The organism is Seonamhaeicola sp. ABD4_175 (assembly GCF_056160885.1).
This window is the reverse complement of record NZ_JBSWYC010000004.1, coordinates 231646-244928: the sequence shown is the minus strand read 5'-3', so window position 1 is coordinate 244928 and position 13283 is coordinate 231646. Positions and strand designations below refer to the sequence as shown.

General features: G+C 31.1%; 13 protein-coding genes and 1 tRNA gene. 6 read left to right on the top strand and 8 right to left on the bottom strand.

From position 1 onward, the window contains the following. Nucleotides 1-15: 15 nt before the first annotated feature. Together ACXAG4_RS13735 and smpB are read right to left on the bottom strand one after the other, a co-directional pair. Entirely contained in the window at nt 16-570 is a 555-nt protein-coding gene (locus tag ACXAG4_RS13735) for a hypothetical protein (protein ID WP_475296655.1), read from the bottom strand. Between the two features lie 57 nt (nt 571-627). Further along, complete coding sequence (gene smpB / locus ACXAG4_RS13730; RefSeq protein ID WP_475296654.1) at nt 628-1086, bottom strand: SsrA-binding protein SmpB; 459 nt, start codon at nt 1084-1086, stop codon at nt 628-630. 110 nt (nt 1087-1196) lie between these two features. Between smpB and ACXAG4_RS13725 the strand changes: the two genes are divergently transcribed. Both ACXAG4_RS13725 and lpdA read left to right on the top strand, forming a co-directional pair. Further along, nucleotides 1197-2783 (top strand): S41 family peptidase, encoded by a 1587-nt coding sequence (locus ACXAG4_RS13725; protein ID WP_475296653.1) that lies wholly within the window; start codon nt 1197-1199, stop codon nt 2781-2783. Between the two features lie 133 nt (nt 2784-2916). Further along, nucleotides 2917-4317, top strand: coding sequence for a dihydrolipoyl dehydrogenase (gene lpdA / locus ACXAG4_RS13720; RefSeq protein WP_475296652.1), 1401 nt, complete (start codon nt 2917-2919; stop codon nt 4315-4317). Between the two features lie 91 nt (nt 4318-4408). Here lpdA and ACXAG4_RS13715 read toward each other — a convergent pair whose 3' ends face one another. Then, nucleotides 4409-5083 (bottom strand): HAD family hydrolase, encoded by a 675-nt coding sequence (locus ACXAG4_RS13715; RefSeq protein ID WP_475296863.1) that lies wholly within the window; start codon nt 5081-5083, stop codon nt 4409-4411. A 203-nt stretch (nt 5084-5286) separates the two neighbouring features. On the opposite strand from ACXAG4_RS13715, the gene rlmF reads away from it, so the two are divergent. After that, nucleotides 5287-6165 carry a 23S rRNA (adenine(1618)-N(6))-methyltransferase RlmF gene (gene rlmF / locus ACXAG4_RS13710; RefSeq protein WP_475296651.1) on the top strand — a complete coding sequence of 293 codons (879 nt, stop codon included), beginning with the start codon at nt 5287-5289 and terminating at the stop codon, nt 6163-6165. Between the two features lie 12 nt (nt 6166-6177). Here the strand turns inward: rlmF and ACXAG4_RS13705 are convergent, their stop codons facing one another. After that, nucleotides 6178-6867: a DUF2490 domain-containing protein gene (locus ACXAG4_RS13705; RefSeq protein ID WP_475296650.1), complete on the bottom strand. Its 690-nt coding sequence runs from the start codon at nt 6865-6867 to the stop codon at nt 6178-6180. Between the two features lie 11 nt (nt 6868-6878). Next, on the bottom strand, nt 6879-8717 hold the full coding sequence (locus ACXAG4_RS13700; protein WP_475296649.1) for an SLC13 family permease: 1839 nt from the start codon (nt 8715-8717) through the stop codon (nt 6879-6881). 291 nt (nt 8718-9008) lie between these two features. On the opposite strand from ACXAG4_RS13700, the gene bshB1 reads away from it, so the two are divergent. Beyond that, a complete protein-coding gene (gene bshB1 / locus ACXAG4_RS13695) occupies nt 9009-9725 on the top strand; it encodes a bacillithiol biosynthesis deacetylase BshB1 (RefSeq protein ID WP_475296648.1) in 717 nt (238 codons plus the stop codon). 95 nt (nt 9726-9820) lie between these two features. Then, nucleotides 9821-9896: transfer RNA gene (locus ACXAG4_RS13690), tRNA-His, on the top strand. Nucleotides 9897-10002: 106 nt separating this feature from the next. Here the strand turns inward: ACXAG4_RS13690 and ACXAG4_RS13685 are convergent. The 3 genes from ACXAG4_RS13685 to ACXAG4_RS13675 form a co-directional block, all read right to left on the bottom strand. Further along, entirely contained in the window at nt 10003-11034 is a 1032-nt protein-coding gene (locus ACXAG4_RS13685) for a M28 family metallopeptidase (protein ID WP_475296647.1), read from the bottom strand. Between the two features lie 81 nt (nt 11035-11115). Next, entirely contained in the window at nt 11116-11469 is a 354-nt protein-coding gene (locus ACXAG4_RS13680; protein ID WP_475296646.1) for an FUSC family protein, read from the bottom strand. Nucleotides 11470-11476: 7 nt separating this feature from the next. Continuing rightward, a complete protein-coding gene (locus ACXAG4_RS13675; RefSeq protein WP_475296645.1) occupies nt 11477-12247 on the bottom strand; it encodes a DUF3108 domain-containing protein in 771 nt (256 codons plus the stop codon). Nucleotides 12248-12427: 180 nt separating this feature from the next. On the opposite strand from ACXAG4_RS13675, the gene ACXAG4_RS13670 reads away from it, so the two are divergent. Beyond that, nucleotides 12428-13270 (top strand): universal stress protein, encoded by an 843-nt coding sequence (locus ACXAG4_RS13670; protein ID WP_475296644.1) that lies wholly within the window; start codon nt 12428-12430, stop codon nt 13268-13270. Nucleotides 13271-13283 lie beyond the last annotated feature (13 nt).

Below are 13283 nucleotides of genomic sequence, written 5' to 3'. Positions count from 1 at the left end.
TTTTGGTTATTAAATTTAATGTTTTGGCAAATAAGCTCTTGGTATAGGGTTAAATTTGTTTTCGTTGGTCCAATATATATTTATAATCCACCAGCGGCTCCCGTCAAACATTAACTGAATACTGTTAATACCACGCATAAAAGGCTTTTCATCAGTTTTACTGTTGTAGCATTCATAGGTGCTAAAAACGTGTGCTAAATTTCCAAATTGCTGTACTTCACGTTTTATTTCTTTTTCTATAAATCCGTTTTGTACCAACCATTTTCCTGAGTTTTTAACGTAGTCATTAGCAGATAAATAGCGTGCTTTATAAACACGTTCTATATTTCTACCAGACGGAATTAACTTGGCATCTTTATAAAACAAAAACTTAAATTGGCCCCAGTTTCTTGCTTCGCCTTTTTCACCAGAAATTGTTTTATATAATGTTTTTATAGTACTATCAATTGTAAACGCCTTTGTGGTATCAATTCCAAAAACTTTAGGACCTTCTTTTTCTGAATCCTTTTTTTGAGCATTTACACTACAAATTGAAAATAAAAATAATAGGAGTAACGCTGTATTTTTCATGGTGTATTAAGTTGTAATTACAAACACGAAAAATACTGATTTTATTTTAACCAATAATTACTTAAAACTCTTTTTAATGCGGTCTAGGTTTCGTTTGTTGTCGCGGTCTTTTATAGTTTCGCGTTTGTCATACAATTTTTTACCTTTTGCTAGAGCTATGTTAAGTTTAGCAAAGCCTTTATCATTAATAAAAAGCTTTATAGGAATAATGGTTAAACCAGAATTTTGCACTTCTTTTTCAAGTTTTTTTAATTCTTTTTTGTTTAAAAGAAGCTTTCTTGTGGCTTTAGGTTTATGGTTGTAATGTGTGCCAAAACTGTATTCTTCAATAGTCATATTAACTACAAAAAGTTCACCTCTATCATTAAATTCACAAAAACTTTCGGCAATTGATGCTTTACTGTTTCTAATAGATTTAATTTCGGTACCACTAAGTACAATACCAGCCGTGTACTTATCTAGTATTTCATACTGAAAGCGTGCCTTTTTATTTAATATGTTTACCGTTTTTTGCATGGGGCACAAAAATACACCAATTTTTTAATTTGAAGTATGATAAAATCTTATTAAAATAATTAATAAGAAAAGCTAAACAATTATTTTTAGCACATATTATTAATACATTTATGCGAAAACTCCTTTTTTTAGTCCTTATTTTTTGTCAACTAAATGCTTGTAAAAGTGTTGATAGTTATAACGCACAAATAACAAAATTACACACTGTTGAAGATTTGCACAGTGATATTGATAAACTATACAATCAACTGCAAAAACATCACCCAAGATTATACCAATATACGCCCAAAAAAGTATTGAGTTATAAGTTTGATAGCTTAAAAAACAGTATAAAATCACCTATGAGTTCGCGTGAGTTTTATAAAATATTGGCACCTGTAGTGGCTAATGTAAAGCAAGGGCATGTATCTGTGAGTTCTGTTTCAAAACGGTTTAAACGAAAACAGCGTAAGGCATTACTTAAACAAAAATTTGAGTTTTATAATTTAGATTTTGAATATTTAAATAATAAACTTTGGGTAAAGGCAAACCGCGGAAAAGACACCTTATTAGTTGGTAGCGAAGTATTAAGTATTGCAAATGAACCAGCAGAAAACATAGTAAAAACATTAAAAACGCGTTTTGCTTCCGATGGTTTTAACACCACCTTGCATAACAGGTTTGTAAGTAAAGGTTTTACAACGTTTTATTATAAAGAAAAAGGGTTTTTAGATAGTTTACAAGTTACATTTAAAAAAAACGATTCAGTGTTTACTAAAACCTTAAAACGTATTGCTAAAAACGAAAAAAATAAAAAAACAATAACCGATTCTCTTAAAAAAGAAACACCTACAAAACTTACTAAAGCAGAAAAAAAATCACGAAAAATTGCCAAAAGAAAACGTAAAAAATATAATAAAAAGCATGGTTATATTTCAAAGAGAAAACAATACACACGTAATTTTAATTTTATAGGTAAAGATAGTTCTGTAGCATACATGAAAATTAGAAGTTTTACCAACGGCAATTATAAAAAATTCTACCAAGAAAGTTTTGCAAAAATGGATAGTTTGCAAACAGAAAATTTCATTTTAGATTTGCGCGATAATGGTGGCGGACGCATTGCAGAAATTAATAAGCTATATTCATATTTAACTGATAAAGAGTACCAGTTTATTTTAAAAAGTGAAGTAAAAAGTCGCACGCCTTTTTTTAAGTATGCATTCAGTAATACATCGTCAGTTGGGTTAAAAGTTTTTAGCGGACTATTATCGCCAGTTATTTTGGTGCAAAATTTATTACGTACTAAAAAAGAAAACGGTAAAATTTATTATAAGTTTAAGTGGGCAAAAAAGGGTAAACCAAATCCGCTTAATTACACTGGTAATATGTATGTGTTAATTAATGGTAATTCGTTTTCAGCATCATCATTACTATCAACACATTTGCAAGCCACAAAAAGAGCAATATTTGTTGGCGAAGAAACTGGAGGCGCCTATAACGGTACAGTAGCCGGCATTTATAAAAATTATAAACTACCAAATACACAGTTAAAAGTGCGTATGGGATTAATGCAAATTGAGGCACCTTACAAACAAAAACCCGATGGCTTTGGTATTAAGCCCGATGTTGAAATTTCACCAACCATACAACATAGGCAACAAAACATAGATGCAGAATTGCAATGGGTTTTAAATGAATTAGAAAAAGTTGAGTAATTTTTTTTCAAGCCTGCTATATGTTTCAAACATAACAAAAAACATAAAAGTGTTTTAAAAGCACTTTTTCATTGCCTTACCGTAAAACATTTGTACTTTTGGTATACCAATTTTTAAATAGAAAAATTAGTTTATGAATTCATATGATGTAGCCGTTATTGGTTCTGGTCCTGGTGGATATGTTGCTGCTATTAGATGCGCACAATTAGGAATGAAAACCGCCATAATTGAAAAATATGCAACTTTAGGTGGTACATGTTTAAATGTAGGATGTATACCAAGTAAAGCACTTTTAGATTCTTCACACCATTATGAAGATGCTATAAAACACTTTGAAGAGCACGGTATTGAAATTCCGGGTGATGTAAAAATAAATTTAGAAAAAATGATTGCGCGTAAGCAGTCTGTTGTAGATCAAACAACAAGCGGAATAGACTTTTTAATGAAGAAGAATAAGATTGATGTTTATCAAGGCTTAGGAAGCTTTAAAGATGCTACGCATATTACAATTTCAGGTGAAGAAACTACTGAAATTGGAGCTAAAAACACCATTATAGCAACAGGAAGTAAGCCATCTAGCTTACCTTTCATTAGTATAGATAAAGAGAGAGTCATAACATCAACCGAAGCTTTAAAACTTAAAGAAATTCCAAAGCATTTAATAGTTATTGGTGGCGGTGTTATTGGTTTAGAGCTTGGTCAAGTATACAAACGTTTAGGAGCTGAAGTTTCTGTAGTTGAGTATGCTGATAGAATTGTACCAACTATGGATGCAGGTGTTTCTAAGGAATTGAATAAAGTTCTTAAGAAACAAAAATTCAAAATTAATGCTTCTCACAAAGTAAAATCTGTTGAGCGTGTTGGTGATGAGGTTATTGTTAAAGCCGATAATAAAAAAGGAGAAGAAGTAGAATTTAAAGGAGATTATTGTTTAGTATCTGTTGGACGTCGTCCATATACTGACGGTTTAAATGTAGAAGCAGCAGGTGTTAAATTAGATGATAGAGGTAGAGTAGAAGTAAATGATCATTTACAAACTAGTGCTTCAAACATTTATGCTATTGGCGATGTTGTAAAAGGAGCTATGTTAGCCCATAAAGCTGAAGAAGAAGGTGTGTTTGTTGCTGAAACTTTAGCAGGCCAAAAACCGCATATTGATTATAATTTAATTCCAGGAGTAGTTTACACATGGCCAGAAGTTGCAGCTGTTGGTAAAACCGAAGAGCAATTAAAAGAAGCTGGTGTAGCATATAAAACAGGTCAATTTCCAATGCGTGCTTTAGGAAGAAGTAGAGCAAGTATGGATATTGATGGCTTTGTGAAAGTATTAGCAGATAAAACCACCGATGAAATTTTAGGTGTACACATGGTTGGTGCACGTGCTGCCGATATGATTGCCGAAGCTGTTGTTGCTATGGAATATAGGGCTAGTGCCGAAGATGTTTCTAGAATGTCTCATGCACACCCAACATTTACTGAAGCTATTAAAGAAGCGGCTTTAGCTGCAACTGATGATAGGGCGTTGCATGTTTAAAACACAAACTTGTATATAAATTTAAAAAGCAACCTGATTAGGTTGCTTTTTTGTTTCATGTGTCTGAAAAGGTTAAGTACATAATTATAACCTAATTAGAATTAGCAAATACTAATTCATTGCTAATCTTTTCAAAACTAATATCCTTAAAGTTGCTAATTACCTTATTAGCTTTTGAATAATCTTGGTTTTTAGAGTGGAAACTATCATAACCCACACAGTAAATACCTGCAGCATGAGCAGCTTTTACACCATTTGTGGAGTCTTCAATAACAAAGCATTCATTTCTTTTAACACCGGCGGCTTCGGCAGCTTTAATAAATATTTCTGGGTTGGGTTTAGATTCTTTTAAATCGGCACCACTTAATTTGGCTTTAAAATATTGGTTTAAATTAAAACGTTCAAAAATTTGATTAATGCCACCCATAGAAGCTGATGAACCTAAAACCAAGGTTAAACCATTGTTGTGGTAATCTTTTATTAAATCTAAAACACCATCAATTAATTCTAAGTCAGAATCGTTTTCAAAAAACTGTTTGTAATGTTTTCTTTTTAATGCAACAAGTGCTTCAGGAGACTGTTTTAAATTAAAATGATCAACCAAACGCTTGCAAATATTAATGGTAGATTGCCCTGTAAAGGATTCATAAAGTTCTTTAGAAACTTCAATACCAACTTCATTAAACATATCGTTATAGGCTTTATTGTGCAATGGTTCGCTATCAATAATAACGCCATCCATATCAAAAATAACGGCTTTCAGCATGTTTTTAATTTTAAGCAACGAATATAATTTAATTGTTGGTTTCAGCCTAAAAAAGGTGTTGTGTTTTCCAATTAATAATACCATATTTGGTGTTTGCATCTATAGGAATATTGAGGAGTATGCCTATTAACTAGCCAAAATTTCAAGATAATTAAAACTAGTATTTGGTTTAAAAGAGGTATCTGAAAAAAGTAATTATTTAAATGAAAACGAAATTGCACTTACAAAATAAGCACAACAATGGTTATAATTTAGAGGCTTTATGCAATGTGTATCCTGCTTTGGGTGCGTTTGTTTTTAAAAATCAATACCAAAATAAAACACTAGATTTTTCAAACCCTAAGGCGGTTAAAGCGCTTAATACGGCTTTGCTGTTTATGCATTACAATGTAACGTTTTGGGAATTTCCTGATGGTAATTTATGCCCGCCAATTCCGGGTAGAGTAGATTATATTCATCACTTAAACGATTTGTTATTTGAAACTAAAATTACCGGTGATATTAAAGTTTTAGATATTGGTACAGGCGCTACGTGTATTTATCCATTACTTGGAAATGCAGTTTATAATTGGCAATTTGTGGCCACAGATATTGATGAAGCATCTTTAAAAAATGCACAGGTAATTATTGATAAAAATAATTTGAATGCGTGTATTAAACTGCGACTTCAAAAACATAAAACACATATTTTAAAAGGAATTTTGAAAGAAACCGATAAGTTTGAGATTTCTATGTGTAATCCGCCATTTTATAAATCTGAAAAAGAAGCTGTTGGAGCTACCGCACGAAAGTTAAAAGGGCTTGATATTGCTGTTGAAGATAAAGTTGTAAGAAATTTTTCAGGAACACATAACGAACTTTGGTTTGAAGGTGGTGAAAAAGCATTTCTTCATAATTATATTTACGAAAGTTCTTTGTTTAAAACGCAATGTGTTTGGTATACATCATTAGTTTCAAAAAAAGATTTAATACGAGGTTTAAAAGTATCATTAAAAAAATTAGGAGCAACAACAGTAAAAGTTGTAAACATGCAAACAGGCAATAAAACAGTACGTTTTATTGCCTGGTCTTACCAAGAATAAACTAAATTCTAACTAAATATTTTTCTTTCTAAAATCTAATTTGTAAAAAAATCCAAGTTGCAATCTGTGGAGGTCTAAACCTTTAATTTTTCGGTTTAAATAACCTACCTGTATGTTGGAGCTTTTAAATACATTAATACCCAAAGCCCCGTAAGCTCTATTTTCTGTAAAGGCATCATTTTCTTTTGTTTGAATAGTCCAAATAAACTCATTATTCAACCGTATAAAAAAGGTGTTGTTTAATGTAATTTTGGTACCTAATCTGTAGCGCATACGGTTATTAAAAATATTGTCTTTAGGAGCGGGTTTGTTTAAAAAACGCTGCTCTAAGCGTAATCTATGATCAAAAGGAAGTTTTGCTAATTTGTGTTTATACCCCAATTGCTCATAAGTTCTGTTTTCAAACGTATGCGGACCATTTTTGTTAAATCCACTATCAATATCCATCCACCCATAAGCTACTGATGTTGTTAATTTTGGTGATACATGGTAATTTAATGTTAAACTAGTGAATAAGAAATTAAAGTTGTCTGCCACTTCATAATGCCAAGATTGAACAACGTTACTTATACTTATTTTATCTGAAACTCTGTAGCTTGCACCGTAAGTAAACCAAGACCCCATTTTATCTTCAATTGGAGATTGAGAAAAAGCATTACTACAAATAACAATAATAACAATTATAGAACTTAATTTTTTCATAATTCATTCATTTAAAATGGCCAAATAACAGGTACTAATAAAAGCGTTACAATTAAGAATAGGAGTAAAAGTGGTGCGCCAACTTTTAGGTAATCCATAAATTTGTAACCACCAGCCGTCATTACCATAGCGTTTGTTGTAGTACCAATAGGTGTTAAAAATGCGGTTGAAGCACTAATAGCTACTACAATCATAAAAGGTTCGGGTGAAAGGTTTAAAGAGTTTGCAGCAAGTATTGCAATAGGAGCCATTAACACTGCCGTAGCCGAATTATTTATAACCTGACTAAAGGTTGTGGTTAATAAAAACACACCAGCTAGCAGCATTATGGGGTGTATTGAGCCTAAATAATCAACTAAAGCGTTGGCAATTACTTGGGCAGTACCCGTTTTTTGTAATGCAATACCCATTGGTATCATTGCGGCTATCATTATAACGCTTATCCAGCTAATACCTTTATAGGCTTTAGCCATAGGAATACAACCTGTTAATAATATAATACCAGCAGAAATTAAAGCTGCAATAGAGCCCGGAACTATTTTAAATACCATAAAAACAATCATGAGTAATAATGAGCCTAAAGCGATGTATGATTTATGGTTTAAATTTTCAACATTTTTAGCCATTCCTTCGGGGCTACCAATAATAACAAGGTTTTCGTGTTGGTTTTTTAAGTCTTCAATACTGCTCCAGCTACCTCTAAGTAAAAAGGCATCACCAGCTTTAACTGTAATTTCTTTTTCTAAAAGTGGTTTGTTATTTCTAGATGCAGCCAGTAATTGAATGCCAAAACGTTTAAAATAATCACCAAGTTTATATTTTCTTCCAACAAAAATAGAGTTAGGGTTTACAATAACCTCGGTCATACCAACTTCTTGGTTAATAAGGTTGTGTTTTAATTCATCGGTAACGGGTTCTAGTGGTAATAAACCTAATCTAAAGGCTATCATTAATTTGTTAATAGCTTCAGTGCTACCTTTTACTGTAATGATGTCATGGTATTTAAGTTTGGTGTTTAAATCTGGAAATTCTTCAAACTGAGGAATACCTTTAAGCATGTTTGGGTGTCTGCGTTTCAGTCTAATAACCGTAATATTATATTTTTTTTCTAAATCCCATTTTTTAAGTTTTGTATTAATCATGGGTGAAATAGACCTGATGCGTAATCTGTAATAATCGTCGTTAATTTTGTAAGCCTCAATCCAGTTGTGTAAAGTAGAATCAATATTGACAGGTTTGTTATTAGTTTTATTTTTAGGTAATAGTTTATAAGCAACATATCTAAAATACACCAAAGCAATAATTAAAAGAGGTATACCAATAAGTGCAAATTCAAAAAATGAAAATCCTTCAAAACCATTTTCAACTAAAGCATTACTAGCAATAATATTTGGTGGTGTACCAGTAAGTGTTAATAAACCACCAGTGTTAGAGCCAAAAGCAACAGGCATTAGCATTTTTGATGGCAATGTACCAATACTCCAAGCAGATGATATTGTTAAAGGCATTAACGTAGCAACAGTACCAGTATTACTAACAAAGCCAGATAATACACCAGCGCCCAAACTAACAATAACTAACAATTTTGGAACACTTTTACCTGCCCATTCCACAAACTTTTTACCAGCCATGGCAGTCCAACCGGTTTGAGCAATACCTTCACCAATAATAAAAAGTGCAGCAATCATAATTACTGTTGGGTTGCTAAAACCGCTTAAGGTTTCAGAAGCAGTTAAAATACCCGTTAAGTACAAACTAATCATTGATATAAGCGCAACAATATCTGGCGTAAACTTGCCCCATACAAATAACCCGATGGTTACAACTAAAATGAATAACATTAAATACATACCTGAATTTTTTTAGTATTAATTATGAGGTAAAATTACTATCCGTATAAGGCATCTATCATGACTAAAGTCATACTTTGCATATTCTGTTAATTTTTTAATTATTGTTATATTTAGCTTATAAAAAATGAAGAAACAACTAACGAATACGTTTGCGTAATTATACTTTTTAAGTAATTATTAATTATTTAGAAGAATACAATTATAAAGATTAATAATAAATTTTAAAATTTTGAAAAATACGTGTAATTATTGCTACTATTTTATTTCTTTAGCTCAAAAATTAATGTTATGAAACTAGATATTTTAGCCATTGGTGCGCATCCTGATGATGTAGAATTAGGTTGTGGTGCTACTATAGCTAAAGAAATTGCTAACGGAAAAAAAGTTGGTATTTTAGATTTAACGCAAGGCGAATTAGGTACCCGCGGTACAGCACAAACCAGAGCTACCGAAGCAAATGATGCAAAAAACATTTTAGGAGTTGCTGTTAGAGAAAATTTAAAATTTGCAGACGGTTTTTTTACTAATGATAAAGAACATCAATTAGCAATAATAAAAATAATACGAAAATATCAACCCGATGTAGTTTTATGTAACGCCATTGATGATAGGCATATAGACCACGGAAAAGGTAGCAAGTTAGTTAGCGACGCTTGTTTTTTAAGCGGATTAATAAAAATTGAAACTGAAGTTGATAACCTTTTACAAAAGCAATGGCGCCCAAAACATGTTTACCATTATATACAATGGAAAAATTTAGAACCAGATTTTGTAGTTGATGTTACAGGTTTTATTGATAAAAAAATGGAAGCTGTTTTAGCCTATAAAACACAGTTTTTTGATGCTAACAGCAAAGAGCCAGAAACACCCATTTCTAGTAAAAACTTTACCGATAGTGTAAAATATAGAGCTAGAGATTTAGGCCGATTAATTGGTGTAGAATATGCTGAAGGTTTTACAACTGAACGCTATGTAGCGGTTAATAGTTTATATGATTTAAAATAATTTAAAATATTTTATTTAAAATATTAAAAAACGCTTTGTAGTAAAAGTGAAATGAATTACATTTGCACTCGCATTACAAAAATGCTTTTCAACACGGTGGTTGTAGCTCAGTTGGTTAGAGCGCCTGATTGTGGTTCAGGAGGTCGTCGGTTCGAGACCGATCTTCCACCCAAAATAAAAGCCTCTCCTTTTTTGGAGGGGCTTCTTTTGTTTATAGCCGCAATAACATGCGTTTATTTAGTATTCAATTTTTATTGATATTTTTTGAAAAGAAATTCTAACTGCTTTTCTCTGTTTTATCTAGCTTAACACGTTCTTCTCTGTTGGCTAACTCCCAGGCTGTATGAAAAATTAATTGAGCTCTTGTTGCTAAAAGATCATATTCAATTTTGTCAGGTGTATCAGTAGGTCTGTGATAATCGGCATGAGTACCATTAAAATAAAATATTACAGGAACATTGTGTTTTGCAAAGTTGTAATGATCTGATCTGTAATAAAACCTATTAGGATCATTATCGTCATTGTACGTGTAATCAAATTCCATGTTAAAGTATTTTTTATTTACTTCTTCAGAAATATTATGGAGCTCTTTACTTAGTTTATCTGCACCTATTAAATATAAATAATTTGGATTTTTTTCATGCTTTGGGTCTATGCGGCCAACCATATCAATATTTAAATTGGCAATGGTATTTTCTAAAGGAAAAATTGGAGCAAAATCTGTGTAATATCTAGAGCCAAATAAACCTATTTCTTCGGCAGTTACATGTAAAAATAAAATAGAACGTTTAGGCGCATGTCCATTTTTTTCAGCTGTTTTAAAAGCTTCAGCAATTTCTAATAAAGCTACTGTGCCTGAACCGTCATCATCAGCACCATTGTTAATTTCACCATTTTTAGAAATTCCAATATGATCTAAATGTGCTGAAATTACTAAAACTTCATCAGGTTTTTCAGCACCTTTTATGTAGGCTACAACATTTTCAGATGGTTTCATGTTGCTTCTAAAAAAAGTAGCGGTTATTTTTTGAAAATATTCCCCTTCACCAATTGGAGACTCTATGTTATTAGCTATGTAATGGTTTTTAATAAATTCTATAGCTTTTTTTTGTCCTGGTTCGCCTGTTTTTCTGCCTTCAAATTCATCGGAGGCAAAGGTGTAAAGCATGTTTTTTAATTCTTCAGAAGTAATAGTTTTAGCATACTCAGCAGGATTAGCCGCCTCAACCTCAATATTTTTTTTGTTTTTTGATGAACTACAAGCTGTAATTACAGCTGCAGTATACATAAGTACTAATAATTTTTGCATATCTTTTTGTAAAATAATTGCAAAAGTAAAGTATTTATTATTAAAGTGTTATAAATATTAAGTAATTGGTTAAAAATGACGTTATAATTCTATGTCTTCTAATTCAGCTTCGTCAATTTCTAATTCTTCTAACTCTTCAATAGCATCTTCTTCAGATTTTGTTTCAGTAGCTTCTAGTTCTTCAGTATTAGCTACTTCGGTTTTAGTAAATACAGCTTTGTAAGTTGTTAACGCTAAAGCTATAATGGTTAAAAAGAATGTAAACTGAATTATTTTTTTTACTTCACCTGTTTTTTTTGAAAGATAAAATGCTAATAAACCAAATATTAAGGCACAAACTGAGGGAATTATTGCTAGCTTTGATACAGGTAAAACAGCAAGAATAATTGCTAAAATAGATGCAATTACGGCTAAAATTGTAAAGAGTTTTTTCATAATTATTTTAGTGTTTTAAGCCTGAAGCCGATTTAATTTTAAGCTCGCCATTACCAACAGGTATTTTAAACTTACCATAAACCATAATTTTGTTTTCATCGGCAGTTAACCATAATTGGTTATTATTGCTACCTTGTAATACGTTAGATTGACTACCTATTGAAATTTTATGACATGTTTTTGTGCCAATATTTGTAGCTATAGTTTCTTTACCTAAATAGGTTATGTACGCCTTGGTTTCTTTTCTATCAAAAACAATAGTAATGGTTTTTTTTTGCCCTTTAGTCATAGCATCAAAATTTAATAATCTGAGGCTGTAAATAGCCGATACAATATCTTTTGAGCCTGCGTTTATTTTAAAGGTTTTATTTTCAACTTTGTTATTTTTTTTAGTTTGAACAGATTTTACAGTGCCTGTTTTATGGCTATACGTATACTTCATGGCCTTAAAATAGTCGCCTTCATTTATATTACGTTTATATAAATAGGGTGTAAGTGTTTTAGGGCTTACGTAGCTTTCATATAAATCTCTAATTTTAAAAAAATTATCCCATTTGCTATAAGTGGCGGCGGTACATTTTAGGCGCAATAAAACGGCTTTAGATGTTTGTACGTTGCTGGTTTCTAAAGTTACCTGAGCAATGTCATTAAGTAAACCAGACATGTTGTAAGAGGCTGTGTAAACCAGTTTTTCTCCGGCAGCAACAGCATTGTTTTGCGCTTTTAAACTAGAGTTTATAAATAAAAGCGAAATAGATAGAAGCAAAAAACGCATCATAAAAATTAGTTTATGGTTATAACGTATTGATAAACATTTATTGTGCCGAAAATACAATGCTTTACATTATTATACTAATTTTTATTGTTAGGTGTTTGTAACTATTTGTTTGACTGATAATTGTCATAGTTATTATGCGTTTTTAAGGTTAAGTTTACGTGTATTTAAAACTTTAGAGTCATGAAATCTATACTTTTACCCACAGATTTTTCAAAAAATTCTATCAACGCTATTAATTATGCTACCGAGCTATTTAAAAATGAGGTTTGTAATTTTTATGTTTTAAATGTACAAAAAGCTTCATCGTTTATTTCTGATGATATGATGGTAGTATCAACAACCACAACTGTATATTCAACCATTATTAAGGCTGCTAAAAAATCTATTTCAAATATTATAACGAATATAATTTCAACTAAACAGAATGAAAAACATACGTTTCATGCTATAGTTGATTATGATAATTTTATAGATTCTATTAAGCAAATTATAGATAAACATAATATAGATTTAATTGTAATGGGTACTAAAGGCGCTAGTGGTTTACAACGTTTTTTATTTGGTAGTAATACCGTTAGAGTAATGAAACAATGTACAACACCATTATTAGTGGTGCCAAAAGATTGTAAGTTTAAAGTTCCTAAAAAAATTAGCTTTTTAACCAACCATATTACACTGTATAACCAAGAAACCTTAGCAGCTTTAAACACTATAATTTATAACCATCAAGCAAGTTTAACGGTGTTACATTTTACGGCCAATAAAAATTCTAAAGAATACAGGCACAACCAAACTTTTTTTAATTTATATTTTGATGCAGCTACACATAAAGTATTAAGCGATTACGAAACTTGCCTTTTAAAAGCTATAAAAAACAATAAGAATTACGATGGATTTGATTTATTAACAATAATTAAAAAAAATCATTCGTTTTTAGAGTATTTACTCAATAATTTTACTGAAGAAGAAATTGCATATTCCTGCAAATTTCCGTTGTTAATTTTAACAAAAGAGGATGTTTAAAATAGCAAGAATG

What these genes read in the sequence shown, in the direction of transcription:
- ACXAG4_RS13725 (WP_475296653.1), top strand. Translation starts at nt 1,197, where the DNA reads ATGCGAAAACTCCTTTTTTTAGTCCTTATTTTTTGTCAACTAAATGCT.
- ACXAG4_RS13670 (WP_475296644.1), top strand. Translation starts at nt 12,428, where the DNA reads ATGAAATCTATACTTTTACCCACAGATTTTTCAAAAAATTCTATCAAC.
- ACXAG4_RS13700 (WP_475296649.1), bottom strand. Translation starts at nt 8,717, where the DNA reads ATGTATTTAATGTTATTCATTTTAGTTGTAACCATCGGGTTATTTGTA.
- lpdA (WP_475296652.1), top strand. Translation starts at nt 2,917, where the DNA reads ATGAATTCATATGATGTAGCCGTTATTGGTTCTGGTCCTGGTGGATAT.
- smpB (WP_475296654.1), bottom strand. Translation starts at nt 1,086, where the DNA reads ATGCAAAAAACGGTAAACATATTAAATAAAAAGGCACGCTTTCAGTAT.
- ACXAG4_RS13685 (WP_475296647.1), bottom strand. Translation starts at nt 11,034, where the DNA reads ATGCAAAAATTATTAGTACTTATGTATACTGCAGCTGTAATTACAGCT.
- ACXAG4_RS13735 (WP_475296655.1), bottom strand. Translation starts at nt 570, where the DNA reads ATGAAAAATACAGCGTTACTCCTATTATTTTTATTTTCAATTTGTAGT.
- bshB1 (WP_475296648.1), top strand. Translation starts at nt 9,009, where the DNA reads ATGAAACTAGATATTTTAGCCATTGGTGCGCATCCTGATGATGTAGAA.
- rlmF (WP_475296651.1), top strand. Translation starts at nt 5,287, where the DNA reads ATGAAAACGAAATTGCACTTACAAAATAAGCACAACAATGGTTATAAT.
- ACXAG4_RS13705 (WP_475296650.1), bottom strand. Translation starts at nt 6,867, where the DNA reads ATGAAAAAATTAAGTTCTATAATTGTTATTATTGTTATTTGTAGTAAT.
- ACXAG4_RS13680 (WP_475296646.1), bottom strand. Translation starts at nt 11,469, where the DNA reads ATGAAAAAACTCTTTACAATTTTAGCCGTAATTGCATCTATTTTAGCA.
- ACXAG4_RS13715 (WP_475296863.1), bottom strand. Translation starts at nt 5,083, where the DNA reads ATGCTGAAAGCCGTTATTTTTGATATGGATGGCGTTATTATTGATAGC.
- ACXAG4_RS13675 (WP_475296645.1), bottom strand. Translation starts at nt 12,247, where the DNA reads ATGATGCGTTTTTTGCTTCTATCTATTTCGCTTTTATTTATAAACTCT.